This is a genomic window from uncultured Roseibium sp. (genome assembly GCF_963675095.2).
Taxonomy (GTDB): Bacteria; Pseudomonadota; Alphaproteobacteria; order Rhizobiales; family Stappiaceae; genus Roseibium.
In genome coordinates, this window is sequence record NZ_CAXXSJ010000011.1 from 1 (window position 1) to 12267 (window position 12267).

The window sequence follows — 12267 nt, forward strand, 5'->3', positions numbered from 1 at the left end:
ATGGGTATCGGCGCCTTCAGGCTCAACTTGAGGCCCACCCGGTTCGGGTCGATATCCTTCGGCGCGTCATATCCGATCACCCCCGGATAGGTGGGCAGCTTGTCGATCTGCCATCCGGAGACCACCTTCACATCACGCAGAGCCTCTTGGTCCTCACCCGCAGCCATCCGGTCCTGCGATTTCCGCGCTTCTTCCGCGGCCACAGCCTCCGGTGCCCTCTCGTAGCGCGGTCCCACCACCATCGGGATCACCAGCTCATAGGCCCCGTCGATCTTGGGCACCGCCTGCACATAATCGATGGTGATATTCACCGTCTTGCCGGGCATCAGGTTGGCGATGTCTTGCGTGAACATGTTTGGCCGGTGCTGAGTCAGGAGTGAAGCCGCTTTGCCCTCCGCCTTGGCCTGTTCGAACTTGGCTTCGGCCTCCTCCTTGCGACGGATCTGCGCCACGATGGTCTCACCATCCAGCTCCATACGCATGCCGTGCACCGCCGCCTTCTGGTTCAGCGGAAACAGATAAGTGGCGTTGAGCGCGAACCTGGTCGGATTGATGAAACTCTGGGTCAGCGACACGTGAACCAGGTCCCCCTCGATGGAGACATCGTAGTCCGACTTTAAAAGCGGCAGGTTGATCTCCTTGCCTCCGGCCTCGGCTATCACCGTCCCGCCCAGATCGTCCTCCGTGGCTGCCCGGGCCAATGCCACACCGGCGAGGGCCAAGCCGAGAGCAAGTGCCGCAATCCCGGCTCCGTGGCCGATCCGCATCCACGAAATCGGCCATCTGCGATAGGGCCTTTCGGCAAAACGTCTTTCAACAAAGGTCATGTTGTTTCCTTTCAAGGCTTTGGAATTTCAGGATTTCGGCAGGTCGAGCGCGGCAGCGACGGAGGCTTCCAGGGCATTCCGCTCGTCGTCCGGCATCTGCCACGGGGTGATGCGCTGAATGCTGCTCCAGGCGGTCTTCGGCTCACGCAGCCACAGCCAGATCGCCTCGGCGATGTTGTTGGTGATGTGGCCTCTGTCGGAGATGAAGGAGACGGCTACGCGCCACTGGCGCCCTTCGGCGGAACTTGCCCGGTAAAGGGCGGTCGGCACCGGCGCCATCTGCGTGCCGAGGAACTCGACCCGGTAGCCGAGCCCGCGCAGACAGTCGTCCGGTGCATGCAGATGACGTAACGGCGAGCTGGTCTGCACCAGTGTCAACGCCAGCGGACCATAGCGGCGCTTTTCCGCATGTCCGCCATATTGGGTCAGATAGGCCTGCTCCACCGGCAAGAGCGGTTCTGCAACCCCGACCTCGCCGTCGATCACGGCCGGCAGCGTGCGGGTGGTCACTCGTGCAGAGACATCGAGTGCTTGTCGAGGCAGGTTGACGATAACCAGCGCCAGTCCCAGGAAGCCCAGCGCAGCAACCCCGCGCAGCCATCCGGACACCTGGAGATCGGATGCTCGGCAGTGGGGGCTTTGGGCCTTCCCCGCCAAGGTCTCTCCCGCCATCTCGGAAGCCGGCACGGCGGTCGGCCCGTAGAACAGGAACACCGGCACCAGCGACAGGCCAAGGGTCAGGTAGCCGATCAGGCTGTGGACCGGTTCCGCCATGACATTCAGGCCGAACATGCTGTCCGGATAACCGAGCCCCACCGCCAGCAGGGAAATGCGCAGGGCATTGGCCGCAATCGCGGAAGCGAGGGCAGCCAGGGTCCAGAGAACGGCCGTCGTCAGCCGGGGCCGGTAAAGCGCATGCAGGATCGTGACGAAGGCGAGCGACAGCGTCAGCCCGGTGGTTCCCGAACATGGCAGGTCCACCAGCACGTCCTGCCCGGCAAGCTGCAGCCGCACACCGGAACAGGAAAGGTTGTCGAAGAAAGTTCCGAGCAGCCCGCAGGAAAGATCGGCGGAAAGCGACTGCAACGGATAACCGGCGATCCTCTGGAAAATCCGCTCCACCGGCAGGGTGAATAGGAACAGCACCGCCAGCCACAGAGCCGACACCGGACGGGCGCTCTCACCGGTGCGCAGCAGCACTGCCAGGGCGAACACGTCGAGCCCCAGTGCCACCCCACCGACCACATTGACCGCCAGCACCTGCCCCGCCAGCCGGATCATGGCGGAAACCACCAGCAGTCCCACCGCCCCCCGCCGATGCCGATCCCCCGCCCCGGTCGCAACGACCGGGCTGATCAGCGACCACAGCAGCAGCCCGGACAGGGCAATCAGATAGACGGCACCGGACGTCGGATAGGACGGATCGAGCCACGTCCCGACAAGCCAGTGCAGCGGCTCGTAGGCCAGCACCCCCGATGCCACAGCGAACCCCATGGCAGCGGGCGAAAAGGCGGCCGGTAAACGGACCGCAAGAGATGAGAAGCACAAACGGGTCATGCCCCCGTTGTGCCGGACCCGTTTGCAGGGGCTTGCGAGCGTTTGTGCAGATTTTCAGGATTTCAGAAAAGGCAGTGCGCAACGACGTCTGGATTGCCTTCGTTCAGCACTTCCGGAACCATAACAACGGTCCCGACATGCTCTTCTACCCTTGCGCCAGACCACACGGCACGTATTCTCCCGCGTACAGAATACCCACCCCACCGGCCATTCTTCCCCGCACGCCGCCCGCTTCGAGGTTTCCATGCCCCACCTGCCCTGCCAAAGGCATCTGTTCGACATTCCCGACGATGTCGCCTACTTCAACTGCGCCTATAACGGCCCGCTTCTGAAGTCGGCCGCCGAAGCGCTGGTGGCCGGGTCGCAGGCAAAATGCAGGCCGTGGCAGCGCAAACCCGCCGATTTCTTCGAGGATCCGGAGCGGTTCCGGACACTCGCGGCGCAATGCTTCGGCGGCGCTGCGGACAATTACGCCGTGATCCCTTCCACGAGCTACGGCATCTCAACGGCCGCGCGCATACTGGAAGCCGAAGTCGGTGCGGGCGACGAGATCCTCGTGCTTGAGGAGATTTTTCCCAGCAACTACCTGCCCTGGCATCGTCTGACGCAGGTCACCGGTGCGACGCTCGCCACCGTGCCCACGCCCGTAGACCAAGACTGGACCGAGGCTGTCCTGTCCTCCTTTGGGGCCCGCACCCGGATCGTCGCCGTCCCGAACTGCCACTGGACCAACGGCGCCATGCTGGACCTGGGTCGGATCTCCGACGCCGCTCGTTCCGCAGGTGCCGTGCTCGTGCTCGACGTGACCCAGTCACTGGGGGCCTCTCCGCTCGACCTGGATCAGATCCGTCCGGATTTTCTCGTCGCCTCGGGCTATAAATGGCTGCTCATGCCTTACGGGCTAAGCCTTTTCTACGCCGATCCGAAATGGCACGACGCCCGCCCGCTTGAGGAAACCTGGCTCAACCGGGCCGGTGCGGAGGTGTTCGAAAACCTGGTGGACTACGCCCACGATTATCAGCCAGGCGCACGCCGGTTCGACATGGGCGAAAAAAGCATCCCCACCCTGCTGCCCGGTGGCCTCGTCGCATTGGAGCATCTGCGCGACTGGGGGGTGGCCGGTATCGCCTCCACGCTTGAATCCGTCAACGACCGGATCGCCGAGGTTCTGGTCCGGATCGGGCTGGAACCGGTCGAAAAGCCTTTCCGCGCGCCGCATATTCTCGGCGCCAGCGCGAAGGACGGACTCCCGGAGGGTCTGCTGCCCCGGCTCGCCGAACGGAATATCTTCATCAGCCGCCGCGGCAACTCCCTGCGCTTCGCCCCCCATCTGCATGTAAACGAAAACGATCTCGACAAGCTGTTCGACACGCTTGAAGCCGGTCTATGAGAGCATAAGACGGACACCGTCCAGCCCCGAAAACCACCACTGTGGTCAAGAAACCCAGGCGAAATGGATCTCAGGCGTCATGTTCCCTTCCCAAGGAGAAGCAGGAACTGAGGACTTCCTGAAAAATCCTGTTACAGCGGCCGTGGCTTCGGTAGTTCCCGTGCGATCTCGCGCAGCAGACTGCGGAACCAGATATGGGCCGGTGAGCGATGGGTTCGCCCGGTCCATCCCATATGGATCGAAAAACTGCAGTCAAAGGGCGCTCGAACGCAGACGATGCGTTTAGAATAGATCCGGCTGAATCCTTCCGTCGCGGTCAGAACCAGGTCGGTGCCTTCGATCACCTTGTCGATATCCCCGAAGGAACAGACTTCGACCTGCGGTGAGATCGAAACACCCAGCCGGTCCAGCGCCGTATGGAAATAGGGCCGCCAGTTGATCGACGGGCGCACGTGGATGTGCCTGGCATTCACATAGCTGTCGAGGTCCATCCGAGTGTGGCACCACGGACTGTCGTGCGACACGAAACAGGCGTACCGCTCCGCCACAATCCGTTCCGAGTAGGATCCCGAGCCATAGTCGCTGATCGGCGAAATCACCACATCGCACAGGTCCTGCTCGAGCTGCCTCGAGCCGTCGCCATCGGCGGAAATCGCCGTCAGCCGCACGTTGGGCGCAAACTGGCGTAGCCGCTGCACCAGCGGCGCCAGCAGGATGCCGCGTTCGTAGTAATTGCAGGACAGCACAAAGGTGTCGGTCGATAGTGCCGGTTCGAATTCGGCCGGAACGACCATCCTCTCATAGAGCTGCAGAAGCTCGCGCGCACCAACGGCCACGTCGTCGCAGCGGCGGGTTGGCCTTATCCGTCGCCCCTGCTTGACGAACAGCGGATCGGCAAAGACCCCGCGCAGCCGCTCGATCGTATAGCTGATAGTGGACTGGCTCATGTCCAGATGCTCGGCCGCGTCGCTGATGGAACCGTGCTCATACACCGCCGCAAGAATGCGCAGGGCATGAAAGTCGGTTTTCAGATGCTGCTCGCGGGACATGGACACCCTCCCTGATTTTCAATGGATTATGCACAACCCATCGAAAAGTTCGATACCAGATATCGGCGCCCTGCCGTTGTTGGAGCGCACGGACAGGCGCATGCTGAAGGAATGATCGTCCGGTTTGAGGAGGCCGTGGGCGGATCAGGAAAAGCCGCAGACAAGGATCCGGCGGTTCAAGGGAGGAAAGACATGACAGACGAAAAATCCAACTACGATCTGGGGCTCGAGCTGCGCCGCAAGATGTTCGGCCCGCAGGGCGCAGACGATCAGATCGACAATGCGACCGACTACATGGCGCCACTGCAGGACATCGTCACCCGCATCTGTTTCGGCGAAGGCTGGCAGCGCCCGGTCTTCGACAAGAAGACCCGTAGCCTGTTGACCCTGGCGATGCTGACCGCCATGGGCCGCACCCACGAGATCAAGATCCACACCCGCGGCGCGATCGCCAACGGCGCCACCCGTGAGGAACTGCGCGAGCTGTTCCTGCACTCCTACCTCTATTGCGGTATCCCGATGATGGTCGACGCCATGCGCGCCAGCGATGAGGTCCTGACCGAGCTGGAGGCTGGATGATGACGGAGCGTATCGGCTTTATCGGACTTGGAAACATGGGCGAGCCCATGACCCGCAACATCGCGCAGGCGGGCTTTGATCTGATGGTCTACGACGTGGATGGCGAGCGCACCGCCCGCATTGCCAGGGAAATCGGCGCGAAAGCAGCCGCAAGCCCGAAGGATCTGGGCAAGGCGTCCGACATCGTGGTCACGATGCTGCCGACGGGCGCGATCGTGCGCGAGGTGGTTCTGGAACAGGGTCTGGCAGAGGGCCTTGCGCACGGCAGCTTGATCGTGGACATGAGCTCTTCCTCGCCGACGACCACCGTGGAACTCGGCCGAAAGCTGGCCGAACGCGGTATCGGCCTGATCGACGCGCCCGTATCAGGCGCCGTGCCGCGGGCAAAGACCGGAACGCTGACCATCATGGCCGGCACCGACGATCCGGCTCAGCTGGAACGCGCGCGGCCGGTTCTCCAGGCAATGGGCGAAAAGATCTTCCCGACTGGGCCCCTCGGCACGGGCCATGCGATGAAGGCGCTGAACAACTTCTCCGCCGCCGCTGGCTTTGCCGCGGCCAGCGAGGCACTGATCCTCGGTGAACGCTTCGGCCTTGATCCAAAGACAGCGGTGGAGATCATGAACGTTTCCACCGGGCGTAATTTCTCCACCGAGATGACAATCCCCGGCGAGGTGCTGAGCGGACGGTTCGCCTCGGGCTTCGCGCTGGCGCTGCTTGCCAAGGACGTCGGCATTGCCGCGCAGCTGTCGCGCGATCTCGGCGCCGACCTGCCCCTGGTCGCCCAGACCGACAGCTGGTGGGATGCCGCCCTCAAGGCAGCGGACGGCCCGGCCGACCACACCACCGCCTACCGCCACTGGAAGGCCCAAGCTGATTCAGACTAGGGATCAGCTGCGGCGCGGGAGGCGCCCCCCACTCCCTCTCATGGAAAAGAAGAGGCCGGCACCCGCCGGCCTCCCCCTTTTTTTGGTCTTGCAGCGATTATTGCTTCATCGGCTGCATCAGTTCCGGCTTGGGCGTGGTGCTGGTGCTGATCGGAAGGATCGGGTACTCCACATCCGGCCGTTCTCCGGTCAAAGTGTGCAGGAAGGCCGTGATCGCTTCGACCTGGTCGTTGGACAGCTCCGCACCAAGCTGCGACGCAGCCATGATGCCGACGGCCTGCTTCAGCTCCCAAACCTTGCCCGAGTGGAAATAGGGAGCGGTCAGCGCGATGTTACGCAGCGGTGCTGCGCGGAAGACATACTCCTCATCCGCGGTTTTGGTCACAGCGAAGCGGCCCTTGTCCTCTGCCGGCAGGATTTCCGCACCGGGCTTTTCGACGACGCCGAAGGGATAATAGCCTTCGCCGCCCAGGTTCACACCGCCGTGGCAGCTTGAGCAGCCCGTATCCATGAACAGTGCCAGACCTTCCTTTTCCTGGTCGTTCAGGGCGGCTTCGTTGCCTTCCAGGAACAGGTCAAACTTGGAGGCCGGGGTGATCAGGGTCGCCTCGTAAGCCTCGATCGCTCTCGCCATCTTGTCGAAACTGACCGCTTCGCCATTGTCCGGAAAGGCCCGTTCGAAGCGGCCCACGTATTCCGGCATGCTTTTCAGTGTCTCTTCGACACGCGCAGGCGTATTCGCCATTTCCACGCCTGCCTGCACCGGCCCCTTGGCCTGTGCCTTCAGGTCCGCCGCGCGGCCATCCCAGAACTGGGCCGTATTGAAGATGGCGTTGAGCACGGTCGGTGCGTTACGCGGCCCCTTCTGCCAACCGTGGCCGATGGAAGTCTCAAGGTTATCGTCGCCCCCCATGCCCAGATTGTGACAGGTGTTGCATGACAACAGTCCCGAGCGCGATATGCGCGGATCGAAGAACAGCATACGGCCCAGTTCGATCTTTTCCTGTGTCACCGGATTATCGGGCAGGGAAGGCACCGCATGGGGGATCGGTTTGAAGGTGTCACGCGCTTCGCTCAGCAGGTCGGATTCGGCGTAGGCGGCCGAATGAGTGAGGGCGAAAACGGAAAGCGAGGCGAGGAGAATTCCAGCTTTCTTCATTTCAAAATCTCCTGTGTCTAGTGGCCCCGCCGGACCCGTCCCCTCCGGCGGACGGAACCCCGAGAGGCAGAAGCGGTCAGGCTCAGCCCCGTCGGAGTGCGGTTAGTTTAGAGGAGTTCTAAAAAGAAGGCCTTGAGAGACCTGATTGACAAATAGTTTTTGCAGTGCAGAAAACAGCCCCGGAAGAACCAACTAGAACAAGGCTATCGGATTCCTGAAAAAGGATGAACGCCAAAAAGTAAAAGCATTAAAATACGGATACTTGGCAGTCCTCGCTGCAGCTGCGAAGTGCAACCACCCACCGCCTATTGCAATATTTAACTATAGCCCGCGGGCCTGCTAAAGAATCAGCGTCGGCAGTGCAAAACCCTTCTCCTTTCCGCAGGGGTTCCGTCCTGCCCCGTTCGCTCCACGAAAATGAATGGGTGGAATAGACCCTCCCGCCGATGCGGCGGATCGTCCCGACAACCCGGCCGCGGCTGCGTTCTAGTGGCGCAGGCGTTTGGCGAGTCGGTTTTCCAATCCGATTGTCACGCTCAAGACATGAGAACGAGGGGCATTGCTTGCCCACATCCTTTGCCGGGAAGCATGTCGTCGCGTAGGTACGCCCCCTTGCGCCGCCGCAGCCGCCGGTTCAAAACTGGGATCATCTGTCCTCACGACTCTGCGGGAGCCCCATGTCCGAACCTCAAGATGCTGCCGCCCGCCGGGCGGTTCCGCCGGTCATCGCCTACCCGCCGGAAACGCTGCCGCAACCGGACCTGACCCTCTACGCTGCCGCACGCGAAACCGCGGTAAAGACCGGCGAAGTCATCGTACCCCCACGCGAGGCAGCCTCGATCGAGGTGCCGGCCGGCCATTTCCTGCGCATCGTCAGCGTGGAAGGCCCTCAGGTGGGGGATCTGAACCTGTTCAACAGCGCCGATCTGTCCGAGCGCTTTTATTCCGGCAAGACCCGCGCGCTCCATGGCACCCATGTCTCCACCGGAGACCGGCTCTGGTCCTGCTTTCCCTATCTGCGCCCCATGGCGACCGTGGTCACCGACACGCTCGACTGGTACGGCATCGACCAGTTCGGCGGCTCGGTCCATGACGTGATCGGCACGCGCTGCGACCCTTACACGGGGAAACTCCTCGCCGGCACCGACTATCACCACTGCTGCCATTCCAACCTGACCCGGGCGCTCGCAGACGCCCGCCACCTGCCGCTTGCCGAGGCCGAGCCCCATGTGCACGACGTACTCAACGTCTTCATGTGCACCGGCTTCACTCGCGACACGGGACAGTATTTCATGAAGGCCAGCCCGGTCCGCCCCGGTGATCACCTGGAATTCTTCGCCGAGATCGATCTGCTCGCCGTCATGAGCGCCTGTCCGGGCGGAGACTGCAGTTCCGAGCATTCCAGCGACACCGCCGCCTGCCATCCCATGGTGATGGAAGTCCACCGCCCGGCGGAAGGGACCCTCGCCGGCTGGACCTCGCCTGAACGCAACGCCTATGACCGCAGCCACGGGCGCACTCCGTGAAGTCGGCACCCCTTGGCGAGATCGCGGCGATGGAAGGACATGGCGGATAGGATCCCATTTGGATGGGCAATTCTCGCTCACCCCTCCTGGCCCAACGAGGAACTAAAATCCGAAAGAAAACCCTGCGGGCTCTCAGTGACACACAATTCCGGGTTCTGGCGAAGAACCCTGGGCGGACAGCCGAACCACTGGCGGACCGCACGCGAAAAAGTACTCACTTCCGAATAGCCGAGCAGGTAGCTGACTTCCTTTATCGGCAAAGTGGTTTCCCGCAGGTAACGCCGCGCCGCGGCCCGACGGACGTGGGCCGTCAGTTCCCGGAAAGACACGCCTTCATTTTCCATCGTTCTTTGCAAGGACCGTTCGGACATGCCGAGTGTAGCCGCAACGGTGGGTAGAGTGCAGGTGCCCGCCTTCATGGTCTCGGCGATAACCTCCGCGATGGCCGACAGCGGAGAGGTGTTCCTGGCACGCAGGTTCAGCTCACCGAGCGAGGCCCGTTCGATGATGGCATAAAGATTGTTGTCGTTGCGCACCGGTTGGGCATCCAGGTAACGCGCTTCGATGGAGATGATGTTTCGCGTCCCGTCGAACCTGATCCGGCTGCCGTAGCGCCTCAGGAAATCCGAAGTGCAAACTGGTGCACCCGTGGCAAGTTCGATTTCGATAGGCGCGGGTCGGGTGCCGAGCGCCGCCTCGAATCCTCGGGCTGCCCAGGCCATGCGGGCGAACATGTTCTGCCGCCAGGTGCCGTGCCTGTCCTGAAGTTTCCATTCCAGCACGCCCCGCCCTTCTTCCTCGGCGAAAGTGACCGTATAGGCGTTGGAGCGGATCTGCATAAAGCGCTGCCAGGCGTGGCATCCCTCCCGCAATGTCGGAGCACAAGTGAATAGATAGTCGAACAGGGAAAACTCTCCGACATCCGAGGCATTGAAGACATCGAAGATCCTGGCGTCATCGCCGGAGGCCTCGGCCGCCTCTTCGAAGACCGCATAGAGCGCGCTAATGGGAACAATGCCCTCCGGATCGTCCAGTTCGTCGAGATCGAAGCCGTGACGGCCGGCAAGGTCTTCCCAGTCCAACACATCCGCAGGCGTGCCGTCACGCAGCACGCGCAGGGCATCGGCCCGAGCCCAATCCTTTACCCCCGCCATTCAGACCCTCCCCGTCAGAATTAACTGGAAGGAACAGAATAGGGCAAAATTCCGAACACGTGGCGGAAAAAAACAAATTTCTGCTAGAAATTGTCAATTTTCCCTATAGCAACTGCGGTTGTCATCCGCCTCGCGGCGTCGAACGTTATGTTTTTTCCCAAATCGCCTTCATGAAGGGGCTTTACTGTTCCCGGCCTGAATCGGGCGAGCAACTCACTCCTCCTTCCTCAGCGCTTCGTCCCACGTGCCGGTGATCTCAAGCCCAGGCCAGGTTTCCAACAGGCGCCCACCGGCCGGAAAGATGTTCCGTGCGAGCAAGATCTCCTCCAGCGTCACATCGACAATCCGCCGGGCTCCCGCGAAGGTTCCGGAACGCTCCGGCGACCAGTCGATAATCGCACGCCCGGTAGCGAACACAGCCCCGCCGGTTTCGAAATCCGGCACGAACAACCCGACCCGGCCGTCCGCTTCGATATTGCCGAGCGTGTTGAAGAAGCGGTTTCCCTTGAAATCCGGGAAGGACAGGATGCTGTCGCCAGTCACCCCCAGGAACCCTGGTCGCCCGCCCCGGTGGGAGACATCCAGTCCGTTCCGCGGGTCTTCGGTCAGCTCCGGCGCACGTGAGGCAATGAAGAAGGTATCGGCCCGTTCCACCAGCGCCTGCGCCTCGCCGGTAAGGCTGCTCAGCCGCCCGACTTCAAAAGCATCCGCGATCCCGCTACGCCGGTCGAACACCCGTGCCTGAATGTATTGCGGACAATTGCCGAAGCTCTGGCCGACGGCGATGTCGAAGCCGTTGGCCCCGGTTCTGACAACCTCGCCGTTCAACCGGTTGCGCCGCCGGCTGTGCAGCTCCAGCCCGAGGACGCCGACCTTGCCCCCCGCAGCGATGTCGAACGCCAGTTCGTCGCTCAGCACCGGAACGGCACCTATGCTGAGGGTCCGCGCATCCGGACTTTGGACAAAACCCGGCTCGCCGAATACCGGCGAGGCCCAGACACGGCCCTTCTTATCGAGCAATCCCAGGAACAGGACCGACTGGCTTTCGAAAAATGCCCGGTGTTGATCCGGCATGGTGTCGCGAAAAACCCGAGACACCGCCCTCCTCCAGTCTGGTCCACTGCCGTGGGCACGTTCCTGAACGGCGATTTCACCGGCGTGAAAGGCTGTCCGTTTCTGATCCATTGAACTGCTCACGCTGCTTCCGGTATTGGCGAGGAAACCATGGAAACGAAATTCGGCTGGTCTTCGATCCGCTCCAGCCAGGCGCGGATTGCCGGATAGGGCTCCAGGCTGACGCCGCCTTCAGGGGCATGAGCAATATAACTGTAGCCTGCCACATCTGCGAGGGTGATGGCATTGCCGGCCAGATAGGCACTGTGTTCCAGGATCGACTCCATTACCTTGAACAGCGCATGAGCCCGTGCCACAGCGGCGGCATGATCCAGTTTCGCACCGAACACATGCACCAGCCGTGCAGCCGCGGGACCGGGGGCGATTTCACCGGCGGCAACCGACATCCAACGTTGGACTTCCGAAGCCTTGACCGGATCTTCCGGCAGCCAGCCGGTATCCGCGCCGTAGCGCTTGACCAGATAAACCAGGATCGCGTTGGAATCCCACAGGATGGTGCCGTTGTCATCGATCGCCGGAACCTTGCCGAAGGGATGAAGCTTCAGATAGCCGGGCGCCTTGTGCGCGCCATTGGCCATGTCGAGATCGATCGTCTCATAAGGCAGGCCCAGGAACGCCATCATCAGTTCGACACGGTGGCAATGGCCGGACTTCGGGTTGCGGTAAAGCTTGATCGGGGTGGCGCCTGCCGGAAAATGCGTGTTCATGAGCCTCGTCCGTTTTCTCTTGGATTGGGGATGAACGACATCTAATTGGCATCACGGAACAAATGAATTAGTGTATTTCAAAAGTCTTTATTTTGAGATTTGAACATAATAGGAGGTCATCCTGGACCGGCTCCAAAGCCTTGAGGTCTTCATCGCCGTTGCCGAGGAAGGCGGCTTCGCAGGCGCCGCGCGCCGACTGAACCTCAGCGCCCCCTCCGCCACTCGCGGCATCAACGCGCTGGAGGCCCGCCTCGGCGCACGCCTGTTCACCCGCACCACCCGCCAGGTTCGCTTGACC

General features: G+C 62.0%; 11 protein-coding genes and 1 pseudogene. 5 read left to right on the top strand and 7 right to left on the bottom strand.

Annotated elements, in window-relative coordinates:
* Positions 1 to 827, bottom strand: an 827-nt coding sequence (locus ABIN98_RS04510) for a VIT domain-containing protein (protein WP_346907779.1), incomplete at its 3' end; no start/stop codon positions are given.
* Positions 828 to 854: 27 nt separating this feature from the next.
* Positions 855 to 2384: an exosortase T gene (gene xrtT / locus ABIN98_RS04515; RefSeq protein WP_346907781.1), complete on the bottom strand. Its 1530-nt coding sequence runs from the start codon at positions 2382 to 2384 to the stop codon at positions 855 to 857.
* Positions 2385 to 2628: 244 nt separating this feature from the next.
* Here xrtT and ABIN98_RS04520 point away from each other — a divergent pair, with 244 nt between their 5' ends.
* Positions 2629 to 3774 (top strand): aminotransferase class V-fold PLP-dependent enzyme, encoded by a 1146-nt coding sequence (locus ABIN98_RS04520; protein ID WP_346907782.1) that lies wholly within the window; start codon positions 2629 to 2631, stop codon positions 3772 to 3774.
* 131 nt (positions 3775 to 3905) lie between these two features.
* On the opposite strand, the gene ABIN98_RS04525 is transcribed toward ABIN98_RS04520, so the two are convergent.
* Positions 3906 to 4823, bottom strand: a complete 918-nt coding sequence (locus tag ABIN98_RS04525) for a LysR family transcriptional regulator (RefSeq protein WP_346907784.1) — start codon at positions 4821 to 4823, stop codon at positions 3906 to 3908.
* 192 nt (positions 4824 to 5015) lie between these two features.
* Between ABIN98_RS04525 and ABIN98_RS04530 the strand changes: the two genes are divergently transcribed.
* Both ABIN98_RS04530 and ABIN98_RS04535 read left to right on the top strand, forming a co-directional pair.
* The gene (locus ABIN98_RS04530) at positions 5016 to 5402 is read left to right on the top strand and encodes a carboxymuconolactone decarboxylase family protein (protein WP_346907786.1); all 387 of its coding nucleotides are present in this window, start codon (positions 5016 to 5018) and stop codon (positions 5400 to 5402) included.
* The gene (locus ABIN98_RS04535; protein ID WP_346907788.1) at positions 5399 to 6289 is read left to right on the top strand and encodes an NAD(P)-dependent oxidoreductase; all 891 of its coding nucleotides are present in this window, start codon (positions 5399 to 5401) and stop codon (positions 6287 to 6289) included. The genes ABIN98_RS04530 and ABIN98_RS04535 overlap by 4 nt, the downstream gene beginning before the upstream one ends.
* Positions 6290 to 6386: 97 nt before the next feature.
* Here the strand turns inward: ABIN98_RS04535 and ABIN98_RS04540 are convergent, their stop codons facing one another.
* Positions 6387 to 7448, bottom strand: coding sequence for a cytochrome-c peroxidase (locus tag ABIN98_RS04540; protein WP_346907790.1), 1062 nt, complete (start codon positions 7446 to 7448; stop codon positions 6387 to 6389).
* Positions 7449 to 8125: 677 nt separating this feature from the next.
* Between ABIN98_RS04540 and ABIN98_RS04545 the strand changes: the two genes are divergently transcribed.
* Positions 8126 to 8974: a DUF1989 domain-containing protein gene (locus ABIN98_RS04545; RefSeq protein WP_346907792.1), complete on the top strand. Its 849-nt coding sequence runs from the start codon at positions 8126 to 8128 to the stop codon at positions 8972 to 8974.
* A gap of 77 nt (positions 8975 to 9051) precedes the next feature.
* Here ABIN98_RS04545 and ABIN98_RS04550 read toward each other — a convergent pair whose 3' ends face one another.
* The 3 genes from ABIN98_RS04550 to ABIN98_RS04560 form a co-directional block, all read right to left on the bottom strand.
* Positions 9052 to 10128: an AraC family transcriptional regulator ligand-binding domain-containing protein gene (locus ABIN98_RS04550; protein ID WP_346907794.1), complete on the bottom strand. Its 1077-nt coding sequence runs from the start codon at positions 10126 to 10128 to the stop codon at positions 9052 to 9054.
* A 213-nt stretch (positions 10129 to 10341) separates the two neighbouring features.
* Positions 10342 to 11226: a pyridoxamine 5'-phosphate oxidase family protein gene (locus ABIN98_RS04555; protein ID WP_346907796.1), complete on the bottom strand. Its 885-nt coding sequence runs from the start codon at positions 11224 to 11226 to the stop codon at positions 10342 to 10344.
* Between the two features lie 95 nt (positions 11227 to 11321).
* The gene (locus tag ABIN98_RS04560) at positions 11322 to 11936 is read right to left on the bottom strand and encodes a glutathione S-transferase (protein WP_346907856.1); all 615 of its coding nucleotides are present in this window, start codon (positions 11934 to 11936) and stop codon (positions 11322 to 11324) included.
* Between the two features lie 154 nt (positions 11937 to 12090).
* Here ABIN98_RS04560 and ABIN98_RS04565 point away from each other — a divergent pair.
* Positions 12091 to 12267: pseudogene (locus ABIN98_RS04565) on the top strand (LysR family transcriptional regulator); the annotation flags it as partial.

Bases quoted from the DNA above. Each gene is read 5' to 3' on its own strand.
- xrtT (WP_346907781.1), bottom strand. From the start codon at position 2,384: ATGACCCGTTTGTGCTTCTCATCTCTTGCGGTCCGTTTACCGGCCGCC.
- ABIN98_RS04520 (WP_346907782.1), top strand. From the start codon at position 2,629: ATGCCCCACCTGCCCTGCCAAAGGCATCTGTTCGACATTCCCGACGAT.
- ABIN98_RS04525 (WP_346907784.1), bottom strand. From the start codon at position 4,823: ATGTCCCGCGAGCAGCATCTGAAAACCGACTTTCATGCCCTGCGCATT.
- ABIN98_RS04530 (WP_346907786.1), top strand. From the start codon at position 5,016: ATGACAGACGAAAAATCCAACTACGATCTGGGGCTCGAGCTGCGCCGC.
- ABIN98_RS04535 (WP_346907788.1), top strand. From the start codon at position 5,399: ATGATGACGGAGCGTATCGGCTTTATCGGACTTGGAAACATGGGCGAG.
- ABIN98_RS04540 (WP_346907790.1), bottom strand. From the start codon at position 7,448: ATGAAGAAAGCTGGAATTCTCCTCGCCTCGCTTTCCGTTTTCGCCCTC.
- ABIN98_RS04545 (WP_346907792.1), top strand. From the start codon at position 8,126: ATGTCCGAACCTCAAGATGCTGCCGCCCGCCGGGCGGTTCCGCCGGTC.
- ABIN98_RS04550 (WP_346907794.1), bottom strand. From the start codon at position 10,128: ATGGCGGGGGTAAAGGATTGGGCTCGGGCCGATGCCCTGCGCGTGCTG.